This is a genomic window from Streptomyces iconiensis, from assembly GCF_028657195.3.
Lineage (GTDB): Bacteria > Actinomycetota > Actinomycetes > Streptomycetales > Streptomycetaceae > Streptomyces > Streptomyces iconiensis.
Map to the genome: position 1 here is coordinate 141,799 of NZ_JANCPR020000009.1, position 13,854 is coordinate 155,652.

The window sequence follows — 13,854 nt, forward strand, 5'->3', positions numbered from 1 at the left end:
GGCACAGGGCAGTTGTGACGAGGAGGCCATTGCCGCACAGGGAACCGCGAGGATCCGACGGCAGTGGCCTCTTTCGTATGCGCACGAGGAGATCTCCATGAGCAATGACACCGACAAAGACAGCGATCATCACCGGCGCTTTCTGCTGAAGCTCTCCGGCGAGGCATTCGCCGGGGGAGGTGGACTCGGTGTCGATCCCGACGTGGTGCACAAGGTGGCGCGGGAGATCGCCTCGGTCGTCCGTGACGGTGCCGAGATCGCCATCGTCATCGGCGGCGGAAACTTCTTCCGCGGGGCCGAGTTGCAGCAGCGCGGTATGGACAGGGCACGCTCCGACTACATGGGCATGCTCGGAACGGTCATGAACTGCCTTGCGCTCCAGGACTTCCTGGAGAAGGAAGGCATCGACTCACGCGTCCAGACCGCCATCACCATGGGGCAGGTGGCCGAGCCCTATATCCCGCTGCGGGCTGTGCGCCACTTGGAAAAGGGCCGCGTCGTCATTTTCGGCGCCGGAATGGGCATGCCGTACTTCTCTACCGACACCACGGCGGCACAGCGCGCGTTGGAGATCAACGCGGAGCTGATGCTGATGGGCAAGAACGGCGTGGACGGCGTCTACGACTCCGACCCGGCACACAACCCCGAGGCCGTGAAGTTCGACGCGCTGGAGTACAGCGAGGTCATCACGCGCGACCTCAAGGTCGCCGACATGACCGCGATCACGCTGTGCCGCGACAACAAGCTGCCGCTTCTCGTCTTCGAGCTGCTGGCCGAAGGCAACATCGCGCGCGCGGTCAAGGGTGAGAAGATCGGCACGCTGGTGAGCAACCAGGGCACCCGGGACTGACGGGTCCATGGACCGGAGCCCGGGCCGGTCCCGGCCGTGGCGTCCGTACGGCGTCTGTACGGCCGGGGCGGAGCCGGGAAGCCGGCGTCGCCGGCAACACCGTGGCGTGTGAACGGCACGGTACGGGGATGGACAACAGCCTGCCGGTCGGACACCGTGCAGGAATCAGGGCACTGCGGGTACCGGGGCGGTCCGCCGGGCGGCTGTCCGGCCCCGCCGCCCCGGATGAAGCAGTCAGGCTCATTCATCGAACCAGGAGCACGTGGTGATCGAAGAGACCCTCCTCGAAGCCGAGGAAAAGATGGAGAAGGCGGTCGTCGTCGCCAAGGAGGACTTCGCCGCGATTCGCACCGGACGTGCGCACCCGGCGATGTTCAACAAGATCGTGGCGGAGTACTACGGCACGATGACGCCCATCAACCAGCTCGCGTCGTTCTCGGTGCCGGAGCCACGGATGGCCGTGGTGACTCCGTTCGACAAGAGCTCGCTGCGCAACGTCGAACAGGCCATCCGTGACTCGGACCTGGGCGTGAACCCGTCCAACGACGGCAACATCATCCGGGTGTCGTTCCCCGAACTGACCGAGGAGCGCCGCCGGGAGTACATCAAGGTGGCCAAGACCAAGGGCGAGGACGCCAAGATCTCCATCCGCAGCATTCGCCGTAAGGCGAAGGAGACCCTGGACAAGGCCATCAAGGACGGCGACGTCGGCGAGGACGAGGGCCGCCGTGGCGAGAAGGAGCTGGACGACACCACGTCGAAGTACGTGGCGCAGGTGGACGAGCTGCTCAGGCACAAGGAGTCCGAGCTCCTCGAAGTCTGAGGTTCACCGTCCGAGGTCCAAGGTCGAAGGCTGCTATCTGTGAACGACTCATCCTGGGGAGTACCGCAACCGGGCGCGGGATACTGGAGCCCGCCCGGCGCTTCCGGCCAGGGTCAAGTGGTGCCCGGGGCAGTGCCCCGGGCGGGCGACGGTGAGCTGTCCGCTTACGACGTGACCGCCCCAGCGCACGACGTGGGCGGAGATGCGTCGCAGACTCGGCGTATGCCCACTGTGTCCGACCCAGGTGACGCGGGTGGCGACCACGAAGGTCGCCTCCCCGACGGCCGTGGCCCCCAGGGCCAGGCCCGGCGTGAGCAGGAACCTGCGCACGCCCCTTCACCCGCCCCTGCCCCCGCGCCCTCGGCGGGGAAGGGCAAGAAGCGCGCCGGCCGTGACCTGCGCGCGGCCATAGGGGTGGGCCTCGGTCTGGGTGTGGTCGTCGTGGCCTCCCTCTTCCTCTACAAGCCCGTCTTCGTCGGCGTCATCGTCGTCGCGGTCGTGGTCGGCCTGTGGGAGCTGACCTCCAGGCTGAACGAGCGCAAGGGCATCCGTGCGCCGCTGGTCCCCCTGGCCGTGGGCGGCGCGGCCATGGTCGTGGCCGGCTATGTGCGCGGGGCCGAGGGCGCGTGGGTGGCCATGGCCCTCACGGCTCTGGCGGTGCTGGTGTGGCGGATGACCGATTCGCCCGCTGAGTATCTACGGGATGTGACGGCCGGGATCTTCGCGGCCTTCTACGTTCCTTTCCTCGCCACGTTCGTGGCGCTCATGCTCGCCGCCGACGACGGTCCCTGGCGGGTACTGACGTTTGTGATCCTGGCGGTCGTCAGCGACACCGGTGCCTATGCGGTGGGCTGGCGCTTCGGCAAGCACAAGCTCGCCCCCCGGATCAGCCCCGGCAAGACCCGTGAGGGCCTGATCGGGGCCGTGGCCTTCGCGATGGGCGCCGGGGCGCTGTGCTCGCAGTTCCTGATCGACGGCGGGGTCTGGTGGCAGGGCCTGCTGCTCGGCCTGGCCGTGGCGACCAGCGCCACCCTGGGCGACCTGGGCGAGTCGATGATGAAGCGGGACCTGGGCATCAAGGACATGGGCACTCTGCTGCCGGGCCACGGCGGCATCATGGACCGCCTCGACTCACTGCTGCCCACGGCTCCGGTCGTCTGGCTGCTGCTGGTGGTCTTCGTCGGCGCCGGCTGACCGCGTTCCCCCGGGGACCCTGTACGACCGGCCGCTCACAGGCGGTGCGTCCTGGGTGGGTACCGCGGGGATCTGCGCCGGTTCGGCGGCGATCCGCGGCAGGCCGGGGCCTGTCGTCGGCCGGTCCGGGGGTGCCCGCCGGTCTGCGACACTGGTGAGGTTATGCCTGGACCCGGAGAACTCACTTTCGTCGCGCCGCGCGGAGCCAAGAAGCCGCCGCGGCACCTGGCCGATCTCAGCCCCGAGGAGCGGCGGGAGGCCGTCGCCGCCATCGGCGAGAAGCCGTTCCGCGCCAAGCAGCTCTCGCAGCACTACTTCTCGCGGCTGTCGCACAGCCCCGAGCAGTGGACGGACATTCCCGCGTCAGCGCGGGAGAAGCTGGCCTCGGAGCTGCTGCCGGACCTGATGAGTGTCGTGCGGCACATCAGCTGCGACGAGGACACGACCCGCAAGACGCTGTGGCGGCTGCACGACGGGACGCTCGTCGAGTCCGTGCTGATGCGCTATCCGGAGCGGGTGACCATGTGCATCAGCTCGCAGGCGGGCTGCGGCATGAACTGCCCGTTCTGCGCGACCGGGCAGGCCGGACTCGACCGCAACCTGTCGACGGCCGAGATCGTCCACCAGATCGTCGACGGAATCCGCGCGCTGCGCGACGGCGAGGTGCCCGGAGGTCCCGCGCGGCTGTCGAACATCGTCTTCATGGGGATGGGCGAGCCGCTCGCCAACTACAAGCGCGTCGTCGGCGCCATCAGGCGGCTGACCGACCCCGAGCCGGACGGGCTCGGACTGTCGCAGCGCGGCATCACGGTCTCCACGGTCGGCCTCGTGCCGGCGATGCGGCGGTTCACCGAGGAAGGCTTCAAGTGCCGCCTGGCCGTCTCGCTGCACGCGCCCGACGACGAGCTGCGTGACACCCTCGTGCCGGTCAACACCCGGTGGAAGGTGCGCGAGGTGCTGGACGCGGCGTGGGAGTACGCCGAGCGGTCCGGCCGCCGTGTCTCCATCGAGTACGCGCTGATCAAGGACATCAACGACCAGGCATGGCGGGCCGATCTGCTCGGCCGTCTCCTCAAGGGCAAGCGGGTGCACGTCAACCTCATCCCGCTCAACCCCACACCCGGCTCCAAGTGGACCGCCTCCCGTCCTGAGGACGAGGCGGAGTTCGTGCGCACGCTGGAGTCGCACGGTGTACCCGTGACCGTACGGGACACCCGGGGCCAGGAGATCGACGGCGCCTGCGGTCAACTCGCGGCCACGGAGCGCTGAGCGGGTCCGGCGCCGGTTGCCAGGCCCGGTACAGGGCCTGGCTGGTACTGTTCGAACAGGCCGCCGTGCGCGGCCTGACAACCGAACAGCCGACAGGGGAGCGCTTCAGAGCGCTGAGAGTGCGGCCGTGCACACGTACGGTGCCGCAGACCCTCGAACCTCGCCCGGGTCATGCCGGGTAGGAAGTCGATGCACACATGAACAAGCACGCGCAGCGCGCCGCTGCCGCCACCACGGCCGTCCTGGCCCTCGCACTGGTCGCCACCGCCTGCGGCGGCTCCGGAGGCGACGGGGACCCCAAGACGGTCACGCTCGTCACCCACGACTCCTTCGCCGCCTCCAAGCCGGTGCTGAAGGACTTCACCGAACGCACCGGCTACAAGGTGAAGGTGCTGCGCGGCGGCGACGCCGGCGCGACCGTCAACCAGGCCGTCCTCAACAAGGGCAACCCGCAGGGAGACGTCCTCTTCGGCGTCGACAACACGCTGCTCTCGCGCCCCTTGGAAGAGGGCGTCTTCGCGCCCTACGAGGCGAAGGGGCTCTCGGCGGTGCCCAAGGGTCTTCAGGCCGACCCGGACAAGCACAGGGTCACACCTGTCGACACGGGCGATGTCTGCGTGAACTATGACCGCAAGTGGTTCGCCGACAAGAAGCTCGCCCCGCCGCGCTCGCTGGCGGACCTCGTCAAGCCCCGGTACAAGAACCTTCTGGTCACGCAGAACGCCGCCAACTCCTCGCCGGGCCTCAGCTTCCTCCTGGCCACCGTCGGTACCTACGGCGAGAAGGGCTGGCAGGGCTACTGGAAGAAGCTCAGGGCCAACGGCGTCGAGGTCGTGGACAGTTGGGAGCAGGCGTACAACGATCGCTTCAGCGGCTCCCGCGGCGGCAAGGGCAAGGGCGACCGGCCCCTCGTCGTCTCGTACGCCTCCAGCCCCCCGGTGGAGGTCATGGGCGCCAAGCCGGAGCCGGAGCAGGCGCCCACAGGGATCGCCAAGGAGACCTGCTTCCGGCAGACCGAGTACGCGGGGCTCCTCGACGGCGCGAAGAACACCAAGGGCGGCAAGGCACTGCTGGACTTCCTGCTCAGCAAGAAGTTCCAGGAGGACCTGCCCCTCCAGATGTTCGTGAATCCCGCGCGCGAGGACGCCGAGTTGCCGAAGCTGTTCACCAAGTACGGCGAGACCATCGACGACCCGGCCACCGTGGCGCCCCAGAAGATCGCCAAGAACCGTGAGCAGTGGATCAAGACGTGGACCTCGCTCACCGTGAAGTAGCCCCCCGGAAGCGGTCGGTTCACCGCGGCACATGGGGGCGGCTCGGCCTGATGGCCGTTCCCGCGGCTTTCTTCGTCCTGTTCTTCGGCTACCCGGTCGCGGCCATCGTCGGCCGCGGGCTGCGCCAGGGCGGGCACTGGAACCTGGACATCGTCGGGCGGGTGCTGAGCGATCCCGACATCCTCCAGGTGCTGTGGTTCACCGTGTGGCAGGCCGCCGCTTCCACCGCGCTGACACTCGCGCTGGCACTGCCGGGTGCCTACGTCTTCGCCCGGCTCCGGTTCCCCGGCAAAGGGCTGCTCCGCGCGGTCGTCACCGTGCCGTTCGTGCTGCCGACGGTGGTCGCGGGCTCCGCCTTTCTGGCGCTCGGGGGGCGCGGAGGAGCGCTCGACGAGTGGTTCGGTCTCCGCCTGGACACCAGTGTGTGGGCCGTCCTACTGGCGCACGTTTTCTTCAACTACGCGGTCGTCGTACGAACGGTGGGCGGTTTCTGGGCCCAGCTCGACCCGCGCCAGGAGGAGGCGGCGCGCGTACTGGGTGCCGGACGCCTGGCCGCGTGGCGGCGCGTCACCCTGCCCGCACTGGCACCGTCGCTCGGCGCCGCCGCACTGATCGTCTTCCTGTTCACCTTCACCAGCTTCGGCGTCATCCAGGTGCTCGGCGGGCCACGGTTCGCGACTCTGGAGGTGGAGATCTACCGGCAGACCGCCACCTTGCTGGAGCTGCCCACGGCAGCCGTGCTCACCCTCACCCAGTTCGCCGCCGTGGCCGCGCTGCTCGCCGTGCACGCCTGGTCCGTACGCAAGCGCGAGTCGGCGCTCAGCCTCGTTCCGGCCGAACGCACCGCGCGGCGCCCGGAGGGACCCGCGCAGTGGGCGGTCCTGTGGTCCGTGCTCGCCGTGATCGCGCTGCTGATCGTGCTGCCCCTGGCTGTGCTGGTCGAGCGGGCCTTCAACGGTCCCGACGGCTACGGCCTCGCGTTCTTCCGGGCACTGGGCTCGCAGTCGGAGAGCGGTACGTTCGTCGTCGCGCCCGCTGCCGCCATCGGCAACTCCCTCGCCTACGCGGCGGCGGCGACGCTCATCGCTCTCGTGGTGGGCGGGCTGGCCGCCGCTGCGCTGACGAGGCGCGCCGGCAGACTCGTGCGCGGGTTCGACGCCCTGTTGATGCTGCCCCTCGGTACCTCGGCCGTCACGGTCGGCTTCGGATTCCTGATCGCACTGGACGAGCCCCCACTGGATCTGCGTTCCTCATGGTTCCTCGTTCCGCTCGCACAGGCACTGGTAGGCGTGCCCTTCGTCATCCGCACCCTGCTACCCGTGCTGCGCTCGGTCGACGTACGGCTGCGCGAGGCCGCAGCGGTGCTCGGCGCCTCCCCGCTGCGCGCCTGGCGAGAGGTGGAACTTCCGCTGGTGGGGCGGGCCTTGCTGGTCTCGGCCGGGTTCGCCTTCGCCGTCTCACTCGGGGAGTTCGGCGCGACCGTGTTCATCGCGCGGCCCGACGCGCCCACCCTTCCCGTCGCGGTCGCCCGGATGCTCGGCCGCGCCGGGGAGATGAACTACGGGCAGGCGATGGCACTGAGCACCATCCTGATGCTCGTCTGCGCGGGCGTGCTGCTCGCGCTGGAGCGCGTACGTACCCACAGCCCGGGAGAGTTCTGATGCTGCGATTGGAAGGCGTGACCGTACGCTTCGGCGAACGGGCCGCGCTGGACGCCGTCGGCCTGGAAGTGCGCGCACACGAAACGGTGTGTGTGCTCGGCCCCAGCGGCAGCGGCAAGTCCACCCTGCTGCGCGTCGTCGCGGGGCTCCAACGGGCCGATACGGGCCGGGTGCTGCTGTCAGGGCAGGACCAGGCGGGGGTGCCGGCGCACAAGAGGGGCGTCGGCCTGATGTTCCAGGACCACCAGCTCTTCCCCCAGCGTGACGTCGGCGCGAACGTCGCCTTCGGGCTGCGGATGCACCGTACGGGCAAGGAGGAGACCGGGCGTCAGGTCGCCGAACTCCTGGACATGGTCGGCCTTCCCGATGCGCGCCGTCGCGCCGTCGCCTCCCTCTCCGGGGGCGAGCAGCAGCGCGTGGCACTCGCGCGCGCCCTGGCTCCGCGCCCCAAGCTGCTGATGCTCGACGAGCCGCTGGGCCAGCTCGACCGGGGACTGCGGGAGCGGCTGGTGGTCGAACTGCGCGGGCTCTTCCAGCGGCTGGGCACCACGGTGCTGGCCGTCACGCACGACCACGGGGAGGCGTTCGCGCTGGCCGACCGCGTCGTCGTCATGGAGAACGGCAGGATCGCTCAGACGGGCACCCCGCTGGAGGTGTGGCAGCGGCCTGCCTCCGAGTTCGTCGCACGCTTCCTCGGCTTCGACAACGTCGTCAGCGCGACCGTACGCGGCGGTACGGCCGACACGCCCTGGGGCGCGATGCCCGTTCCCGACGGCACGCCACCGGGTCCCGCACGGCTCCTCGTACGCCCCAACGGGGTGCTGCTGCGGCGGCCCGAGGACGGGGTGCGCTGCGTGGTCGAGGCGCGCACCTTCCGTGGCGGCGACGGGTCAACGGTCACGGTGCTGCTGCGCCCTGAGGACGGGCCGCAGTTGGAGGCGGCGTGCACTCTGCGCGACGCTCCCGAGGAGGGCGCGAAGGTGGGCGTCGCCTTCGACGCGCGCGAGGTCGTGGTGCTTGAGGGGCACGAGCACGGCGGCTCACAGCAGTCCGCGTGACCACATGAGCACCCGCTCCAGCAGCCGCGTCTCCTCGCCCAGGCGGGCCAGCCACTCGGCGCCGTAGTCCTGCACGGTGCGGGGCATCCTGAGCAGCTCGGGCCGCCCGTTCACATGTTCCAACAGGCCCTGTCCGACCAGCCCGTTCACGGCCGAGGCGACGGTGGCGCGTGACAACTGCGCGTCCTGGCACACCTTTTCGGCCGCGGTACGGGTGAAAGTGCCTCCGAAGGCACTCAACCGGGCCCACAGCAGCCGCTCCTGCGCGATGCACTGCTCGTGGCTCCATCCATGGCAGTGCCGGAGGGTGCGGTGCCTGCAGGGCACATCGGGGCCGAGGCCGGCGAGATCGAGCGAGCCGCCCGTCTCCGACAGCTGCACCAGCAGCTCCCGCGGGCTCAGGTCGGGCAGCCGGCCGGCGGCGAGGCCCAGCGCGAGCGGCAGGCAGTCAAGGCGCAGACAGATGCGCCCGGCCGTCACCCTGTCCTCCTCGTCGTCCGCCAGGGGCACGCCCAACTGGTGTGCGCGCAGCGCCAGTAGTCGTACGGCGTCGCCGAGCCGCATCGGCGCCAGCGGCAGCACCTGCTCGCCCGCCGTGCCGAGCCTGCGCCGCGCGGTGACCAGGACGCGCAGCCCGGGGAAGCTCGCCAGTAGCTGGCCCACCGCTGCGGCGGCGGGTGCGAGGAGGTGGTCGCAGTTGTCGACGACCAGTAGCTGCTCCTGGTCGGCCGCCGTGCGGCCGATGGCCTGGAACACCTGCTCGGTACCGCTCAGGACCGCTATGTCCACGGCCATCACCGTGGTGCCGGTCCGGGCCACGCGCTCGGCGGCCTCGGCCACCAGCGCGCTCTTGCCGACGCCGCCCAGCCCGACCACCGTCACGAGTCGGGACCGCTGGAACACCACCGCCAGTTGCGCGGATTCCCGGCTCCGGCCGATCAATTCGGGGCACTTATGGTGAGCGCACCCCTCCTCGCGGTCGAAGATGCCCGCCATGACCATTACGCCTCCGCACCCAGATGTGTGTTCGTGTGCACCAGAGTGCTCGCGCGCGCGGTGGCCGGTCATCGGTCACCGCACACCTAGGTATACGGAAAACGCGCATCCTGTAGGAGCGCGTTTAGGTACGGCGCGCGTCCGGCTCCGTCCGGGGAGATGCCGGGCCCGTGGCCTCCTTGCCGAGCAGGGCCGTGATCTGGGCCCGGGAGGAGAAGCCGAGCTTGGCGAGGATGTGCTCGATGTGCGCGTCGGCCGTCCTCTTGGAGACCACGAGCCGTTCGGCGATCTCGCGGTTGGAGAGCCCTTCGGCCACCAGCTCCGCGACCTCACGCTCGCGCCGGGTGAGCGCCCCCGTGCCCTCGCCGTGCTCGGCCGCAGCGCTTCCTTTGCTGCTGTCACCGGGCTGCCGGGGCAGGGTGGACAGGCTGTCGGCGTCGCCCACGGCGAACAGAACGGCCTGCTCCAGCGAGAGTTGACCTCCCTGGCGAAAGGCGCGGTCGTAGCGCTCCTGGCCGAGCGCGCCGCACACGTCGGAGGAGACGGCCTCGCTGAGGAACTGGAGCGAGGTGATGCCGCCGTACGAGGAGTCGCCGCTGATCCGCCACTGCTCGGTTGTGGCGCCCAGAAGCACCGCCGCGCGGCGGTGGCGGCCCTGGGCCGAGGCGACCCAGGCGAGCAGGCTGAGACAGTAGGCGACGCCGATGACGTCTCCGAGGTCTCCTTTGAGGCGGACGGCACGCAGCGCGGCTGCCGCACACTCCTCGCGTTCGCCGCGCAGGATGTGCGCGAAACCCTTCACCAAGTAGAGGTAGCCCTGGTTCCAGCGCTCCTCGCTTGAGGTGCCGAGCAGCCGCAGCCCTTCTTCGCAGGCGGTCACCGCCTCGTCGGGGCGCCCGGCGAGCGCGTAGGCGAACCCTTTCGCGTAGCACGCCATCAGGAACGTGAGCTGGTCCCCTGTGGAACGCATGATGGCCACCGCGTCGTCGGTCATCGCGAGTGCCCGTTCGTGCTCGCCCCTGTAGTTGAGCGCCGAGCCCTCGAAGCCGACCGCCCAGGCGGTCAGCAGCGGGTCGCCGAGGCGCCGGGCGATGGCGTGCGCTTCCCGTAGCGGTTCCAGAGAGGTCTCGTGCGAGCCCGCCATGATGCAGAACAGGCCGTACCAGGTCAGGGTCTTGGCGCGGTCCGTCGCCGAACCGGGGGAGGAGGGCGAGGGCGCGGCGATCGCTTTGTCCATCCAGTAGCGCGCCTCAGCGAGAAGGCCGCCGCACGCCCAGTAGGTCCACATGGAGGCGGTGAGAGCCAGTGGGGGCGAGGTGTGCTGGTAGGGGTCGGCGGGCAGCGCGGTTCCGGGCCCGCCGTCGTGCGTGCCGCGGGAGACGGGGGCGGGCAGCGCGCGGGAGGCCGCCTCCTCCAGCGCGTACTCCACGGCGGCGCGGAGGTTGTCGCGGTCGGCGGCCAGCGCGCGGAAGAGGGGCAACTGCTCGTCCGTGGCGAAGTGTTCCTCGAAGTGGCGCAGCCGGTTGTGGCAGTGCTCGATCAGCCGCCGCCTGCACGCCGCCGTCCCACCGATCGACTTCAGCCACTCGGCGCCGTACTCGCGGATGGTGTCCAGCAGCCGGTACCGGGCACCGCCCTCCTCGTTCTCGACACGGAGCACAACCGATTTGTCGACAAGCCCGATCAGGAGTCGCACCACCTCACCCGCGGGGAGCCGGTCGTCCGTGCAGACCCTTTCGGCCGCCGCCAGGTCGAACGTCCCGGAGAAGACCGACAGCCGTGCCCACAGCAGCCGTTCGGAGGCCGTGCACAGTTCGTGGCTCCAGCCGATCGTGGTGCGCAGGGTCTGATGCCGGCTCAGCGTGGTCAGACGCCCGCCGGCGAGCAGCGCGAACGTGTCGCCCAGACGCTGCACCAGCTCCTCCAGAGGCAGCGCCCGCAGCCGTACGGTGGCCAGCTCGATCGCGAGGGGGATCCCGTCCAGGCGGCGGCAGAGCGTGAGTGCGGGCCCGCGGTTGGCGGGAGTGAGGGTGAACCCGGGGACAACGGCGGCGGCCCGGTCGGCGAACAGCGCCAGCGCGTCACCGCCCGCCGTGGCGCCCTCCTGGCCCCCGGCTGCGTCCTCCTCGGGTGGCAGGGGCAGCGGCGGTACGGACAGGACGTGCTCGCCCGGCACATCGAGCGGCTGTCTGCTGGTGGCCATCAGGGTCAGCCCGGGGGCTTCGGGCAGCAGCAGATCGGCGAGGAGCGCGCACGCGTCCAGTACGTGCTCACAGGTGTCCAGGATCAGCAGAAGCTCGCGCCGGGCGAGGTACTCGACGACCGCGTCGATCTGGGGGCGGGTGTTCTGCTCGGGCAGCTCCAGCGCCGAGGCGAGGGTGTGGGGCAGCAGTTCGGGGTCCTTCAGCCCGGACAGCTCCACCAGGCGCACGCCGTCCGCGAACCCCTCACCCGCCGTACGTGCGGAGTGGAGCGCCAGGCGGGTCTTGCCGACACCCCCGGGGCCTGTGAGGGTCACCAGCCGGGACTGCTCCAGTGTGCGGAGCACGTCGGCGAGTTCGGATTCCCGCCCGACGAAACTGGTGACCTCTCCGGGAAGTTGTCCGCTCGGCCGTCCGCTGAACCCGAATGCCATGCCGTCCTCCTGGCCCGACCCACGGTGTTCTGTCACAGCGTACGCGTTTCGATACAGATGGTGAGCTGCCTTCGGTGGGTGACGGAAGTGCTCTGGCGTTCGGAGCGGCGCGTGGTGTATGGGGACGTCTCAGAGCAGTGGCAGCGCTGCCAGCTGCCCCGTCACGACCACGGGCGGAACGAGCACGGCGGACAGCGCGGCGGCGCGTACGAAGGCCGTGATCCGCCGCAGCCGGTGGGGGGCTCCCAGCCGGACCAGGATCTCCTGGGCCGGCTCCCGCGTGCGGCGCGCGCGGGCGAGAGCCGCCAGTGCGGCGCCGGCCACACCGCACACCACGAGGGCAACCGCCGTGGCCACCAGTGGTCCGGGCAGCGGCGCGGCGTCCCCGGTGCTCCGTACTCGCGTGAACGCCAGTAGTGCGGCCCCCACCGCGCACAGGGCGCCCAACGGCCGCCCCACACAGTGCGCTTCACGCTGGATCCCCCGCCCCGACAGCAACCTGACCGGCCCCGGGCGCCCCCCGGCCAGCAGCCGGCCGCACAGATGCGCGAGGCCGGGTCCTGCGAGCACCATGCCTGCCGCGGCCATCAGCCAGCCCACCGGCAGCGGCGAGGCGACGAGCGCGTCGGCCCGTACGGTGTCCTGGCCCCCATGGGGCAGTGCGCGCGCTCCGTACGAGGCGACCGCGAGCCCGCACATGACCAGCGCACCGCCCCACGCCGGCACGGACCGGGGGGCGTGCCTCTCCGGCCTGGGCTCCCCGTGTGTGTGGTTCCGCGCCTCCTCCCGCGATGCCCGGGCGGTGGCGACGGCGGCGGCGCAAGCGGCCACCAGGGGCACGGTGCTCAGCAGGGTGAAGGTCGCGGGGAGGGGCAAGGGCCGCCCCGGCAGAGGGAGTTCGGCCTGCACGCCGGGCAGTGCCAGCACGCCGGCGTCGTCCAGCCCGGCGAAGGTCAGGAACACCAGCGCGCTGCCGAGCAGGCACGGCATACCGGCCGCGAAAGCCGCGAGCCACCGCAGCCGTACGGGGCCCACACCGGCCGAGACCAGCCCCTGACGAGCCTCGTGCGGCACCGTACGCGCGAGCGCCGCCGCGACCTGGGCCGCGACGGCGAGCGGAACGAGGCACCACAGGAGCCGCACCGTGGAATCGACGGGCCGTGCGGGCCGGTCGAGGGCGTGCGCGAGCGTCGCGAGAAGCAGCAGCCCGATGCCCGCCGAGGCGCACAGCAGCAGGAGGCGGAGCAGGAGCGTGAGCGGCCGAGCCGTGAAGGTCAAGCGGAGAGCGAGCACGCTGCCGTGCCTTCCGGGTCCGGCGGTACGGTCGCTGCTCCGGTCCCGGCGGGAGAGCGTACGCACCGTCCGTCGGCGAGGGGCATGGTGCGGTCGGCGAGCACGGCGCCCGTCACGTCCTCTGTCCGCGCGGCCTGGGTCAGGGCGAGGTCGTGGGTGGCGAGTACGACCGTGATGCCGTGCGAGCGGGCCGCTGCGGCGAGCGTACGCAGGACCTGTGCGCGGTCGGACTGGTGCAGAGGGGCCGTCGGCTCGTCGGCGAAGAGTACGGCGGGGGAGTGGACCAACGCGCGGGCCACGGCGACGCGCTGGCGCTGTGCCTGACGCAGCGCCACGGGACGCTTTCCGGCGCAGCCGCCGACGTCGAGCCGCTCCAGCCACTCCTGGGCGCTCCTGCGGGCGCTCCTGTGGCTCGTGCCGTGCAGGAGCAGGGGGAGCGCGACGTTCTCCCAGACGGTCAGTTCGGGGACGAGGCGCGGGCTGCTGTCGATCCACCCGAAGCGGCTCAGGCGCAGCCGTTCGCGGGCCGCTTCGCTGAGGGTGTGCACGGGAGAGCTGTTGAACCAGACCTCACCTTGTTCCGGCAGCGTCTGCCCGGACAGGCAGCGCAGCAGTGTGGTCTTCCCGCTGCCCCGTGCTCCTGTGACGGCGACGATCTCGCCGACCCGGATGCCGAGCGAGATGCCCTGAAGAGCGGGCGATCCGTCATAGGCGTAATGCAGTCCTCGTGCCCAGAGCACGTCGTTGTCCGGCGGGGCAGCCATGGGGCACCTCCACTCACCTCTGCGCCGCTCAATCCCT

Annotated in this window: 11 protein-coding genes; 7 read left to right on the forward strand and 4 right to left on the reverse strand. The window is 70.8% G+C overall.

Annotation, left to right across the window (positions count from 1 at the left end):
- The first annotated feature begins 97 nt into the window (after positions 1-97).
- The 7 genes from pyrH to NMN56_RS11570 all read left to right on the forward strand — a co-directional run bounded on the left by pyrH (position 98) and on the right by NMN56_RS11570 (position 8,129).
- Positions 98-850: a UMP kinase gene (gene pyrH / locus NMN56_RS11540; RefSeq protein WP_274044084.1), complete on the forward strand. Its 753-nt coding sequence runs from the start codon at positions 98-100 to the stop codon at positions 848-850.
- A gap of 265 nt (positions 851-1,115) precedes the next feature.
- Positions 1,116-1,673, forward strand: coding sequence for a ribosome recycling factor (frr, locus tag NMN56_RS11545; RefSeq protein WP_274044083.1), 558 nt, complete (start codon positions 1,116-1,118; stop codon positions 1,671-1,673).
- A 39-nt stretch (positions 1,674-1,712) separates the two neighbouring features.
- A complete protein-coding gene (locus tag NMN56_RS11550) occupies positions 1,713-2,867 on the forward strand; it encodes a phosphatidate cytidylyltransferase (protein ID WP_274044082.1) in 1,155 nt (384 codons plus the stop codon).
- Positions 2,868-3,029: 162 nt separating this feature from the next.
- Positions 3,030-4,136, forward strand: coding sequence for a dual-specificity RNA methyltransferase RlmN (gene rlmN / locus NMN56_RS11555; RefSeq protein ID WP_274044081.1), 1,107 nt, complete (start codon positions 3,030-3,032; stop codon positions 4,134-4,136).
- 197 nt (positions 4,137-4,333) lie between these two features.
- Positions 4,334-5,410: a thiamine ABC transporter substrate-binding protein gene (locus NMN56_RS11560; RefSeq protein ID WP_274044080.1), complete on the forward strand. Its 1,077-nt coding sequence runs from the start codon at positions 4,334-4,336 to the stop codon at positions 5,408-5,410.
- A 50-nt stretch (positions 5,411-5,460) separates the two neighbouring features.
- Entirely contained in the window at positions 5,461-7,071 is a 1,611-nt protein-coding gene (locus NMN56_RS11565) for an ABC transporter permease (protein WP_274044079.1), read from the forward strand.
- Entirely contained in the window at positions 7,071-8,129 is a 1,059-nt protein-coding gene (locus NMN56_RS11570) for an ABC transporter ATP-binding protein (RefSeq protein WP_274044077.1), read from the forward strand. The genes NMN56_RS11565 and NMN56_RS11570 overlap by 1 nt, the downstream gene beginning before the upstream one ends.
- Here NMN56_RS11570 and NMN56_RS11575 read toward each other — a convergent pair.
- The 4 genes from NMN56_RS11575 to NMN56_RS11590 all read right to left on the reverse strand — a co-directional run bounded on the left by NMN56_RS11575 (position 8,112) and on the right by NMN56_RS11590 (position 13,817).
- Positions 8,112-9,125: a hypothetical protein gene (locus tag NMN56_RS11575; RefSeq protein WP_280842788.1), complete on the reverse strand. Its 1,014-nt coding sequence runs from the start codon at positions 9,123-9,125 to the stop codon at positions 8,112-8,114. The two genes, NMN56_RS11570 and NMN56_RS11575, sit on opposite strands and share 18 nt — an antisense overlap.
- A 124-nt stretch (positions 9,126-9,249) precedes the next feature.
- Complete coding sequence (locus tag NMN56_RS11580) at positions 9,250-11,760, reverse strand: ATP-binding protein (protein WP_274044075.1); 2,511 nt, start codon at positions 11,758-11,760, stop codon at positions 9,250-9,252.
- Positions 11,761-11,889: 129 nt separating this feature from the next.
- A complete protein-coding gene (locus tag NMN56_RS11585) occupies positions 11,890-13,038 on the reverse strand; it encodes a hypothetical protein (protein ID WP_274044074.1) in 1,149 nt (382 codons plus the stop codon).
- Positions 13,035-13,817, reverse strand: a complete 783-nt coding sequence (locus NMN56_RS11590) for an ABC transporter ATP-binding protein (RefSeq protein ID WP_274044073.1) — start codon at positions 13,815-13,817, stop codon at positions 13,035-13,037. Before NMN56_RS11590 ends, NMN56_RS11585 begins: the two co-directional genes overlap by 4 nt.
- Positions 13,818-13,854: the final 37 nt, after the last annotated feature.

What these genes read in the sequence shown, in the direction of transcription:
- pyrH (WP_274044084.1), top strand. Translation starts at nt 98, where the DNA reads ATGAGCAATGACACCGACAAAGACAGCGATCATCACCGGCGCTTTCTG.
- rlmN (WP_274044081.1), top strand. Translation starts at nt 3,030, where the DNA reads ATGCCTGGACCCGGAGAACTCACTTTCGTCGCGCCGCGCGGAGCCAAG.
- NMN56_RS11560 (WP_274044080.1), top strand. Translation starts at nt 4,334, where the DNA reads ATGAACAAGCACGCGCAGCGCGCCGCTGCCGCCACCACGGCCGTCCTG.
- NMN56_RS11565 (WP_274044079.1), top strand. Translation starts at nt 5,461, where the DNA reads ATGGCCGTTCCCGCGGCTTTCTTCGTCCTGTTCTTCGGCTACCCGGTC.
- NMN56_RS11570 (WP_274044077.1), top strand. Translation starts at nt 7,071, where the DNA reads ATGCTGCGATTGGAAGGCGTGACCGTACGCTTCGGCGAACGGGCCGCG.
- NMN56_RS11575 (WP_280842788.1), bottom strand. Translation starts at nt 9,125, where the DNA reads ATGGCGGGCATCTTCGACCGCGAGGAGGGGTGCGCTCACCATAAGTGC.
- NMN56_RS11580 (WP_274044075.1), bottom strand. Translation starts at nt 11,760, where the DNA reads ATGGCATTCGGGTTCAGCGGACGGCCGAGCGGACAACTTCCCGGAGAG.
- NMN56_RS11590 (WP_274044073.1), bottom strand. Translation starts at nt 13,817, where the DNA reads ATGGCTGCCCCGCCGGACAACGACGTGCTCTGGGCACGAGGACTGCAT.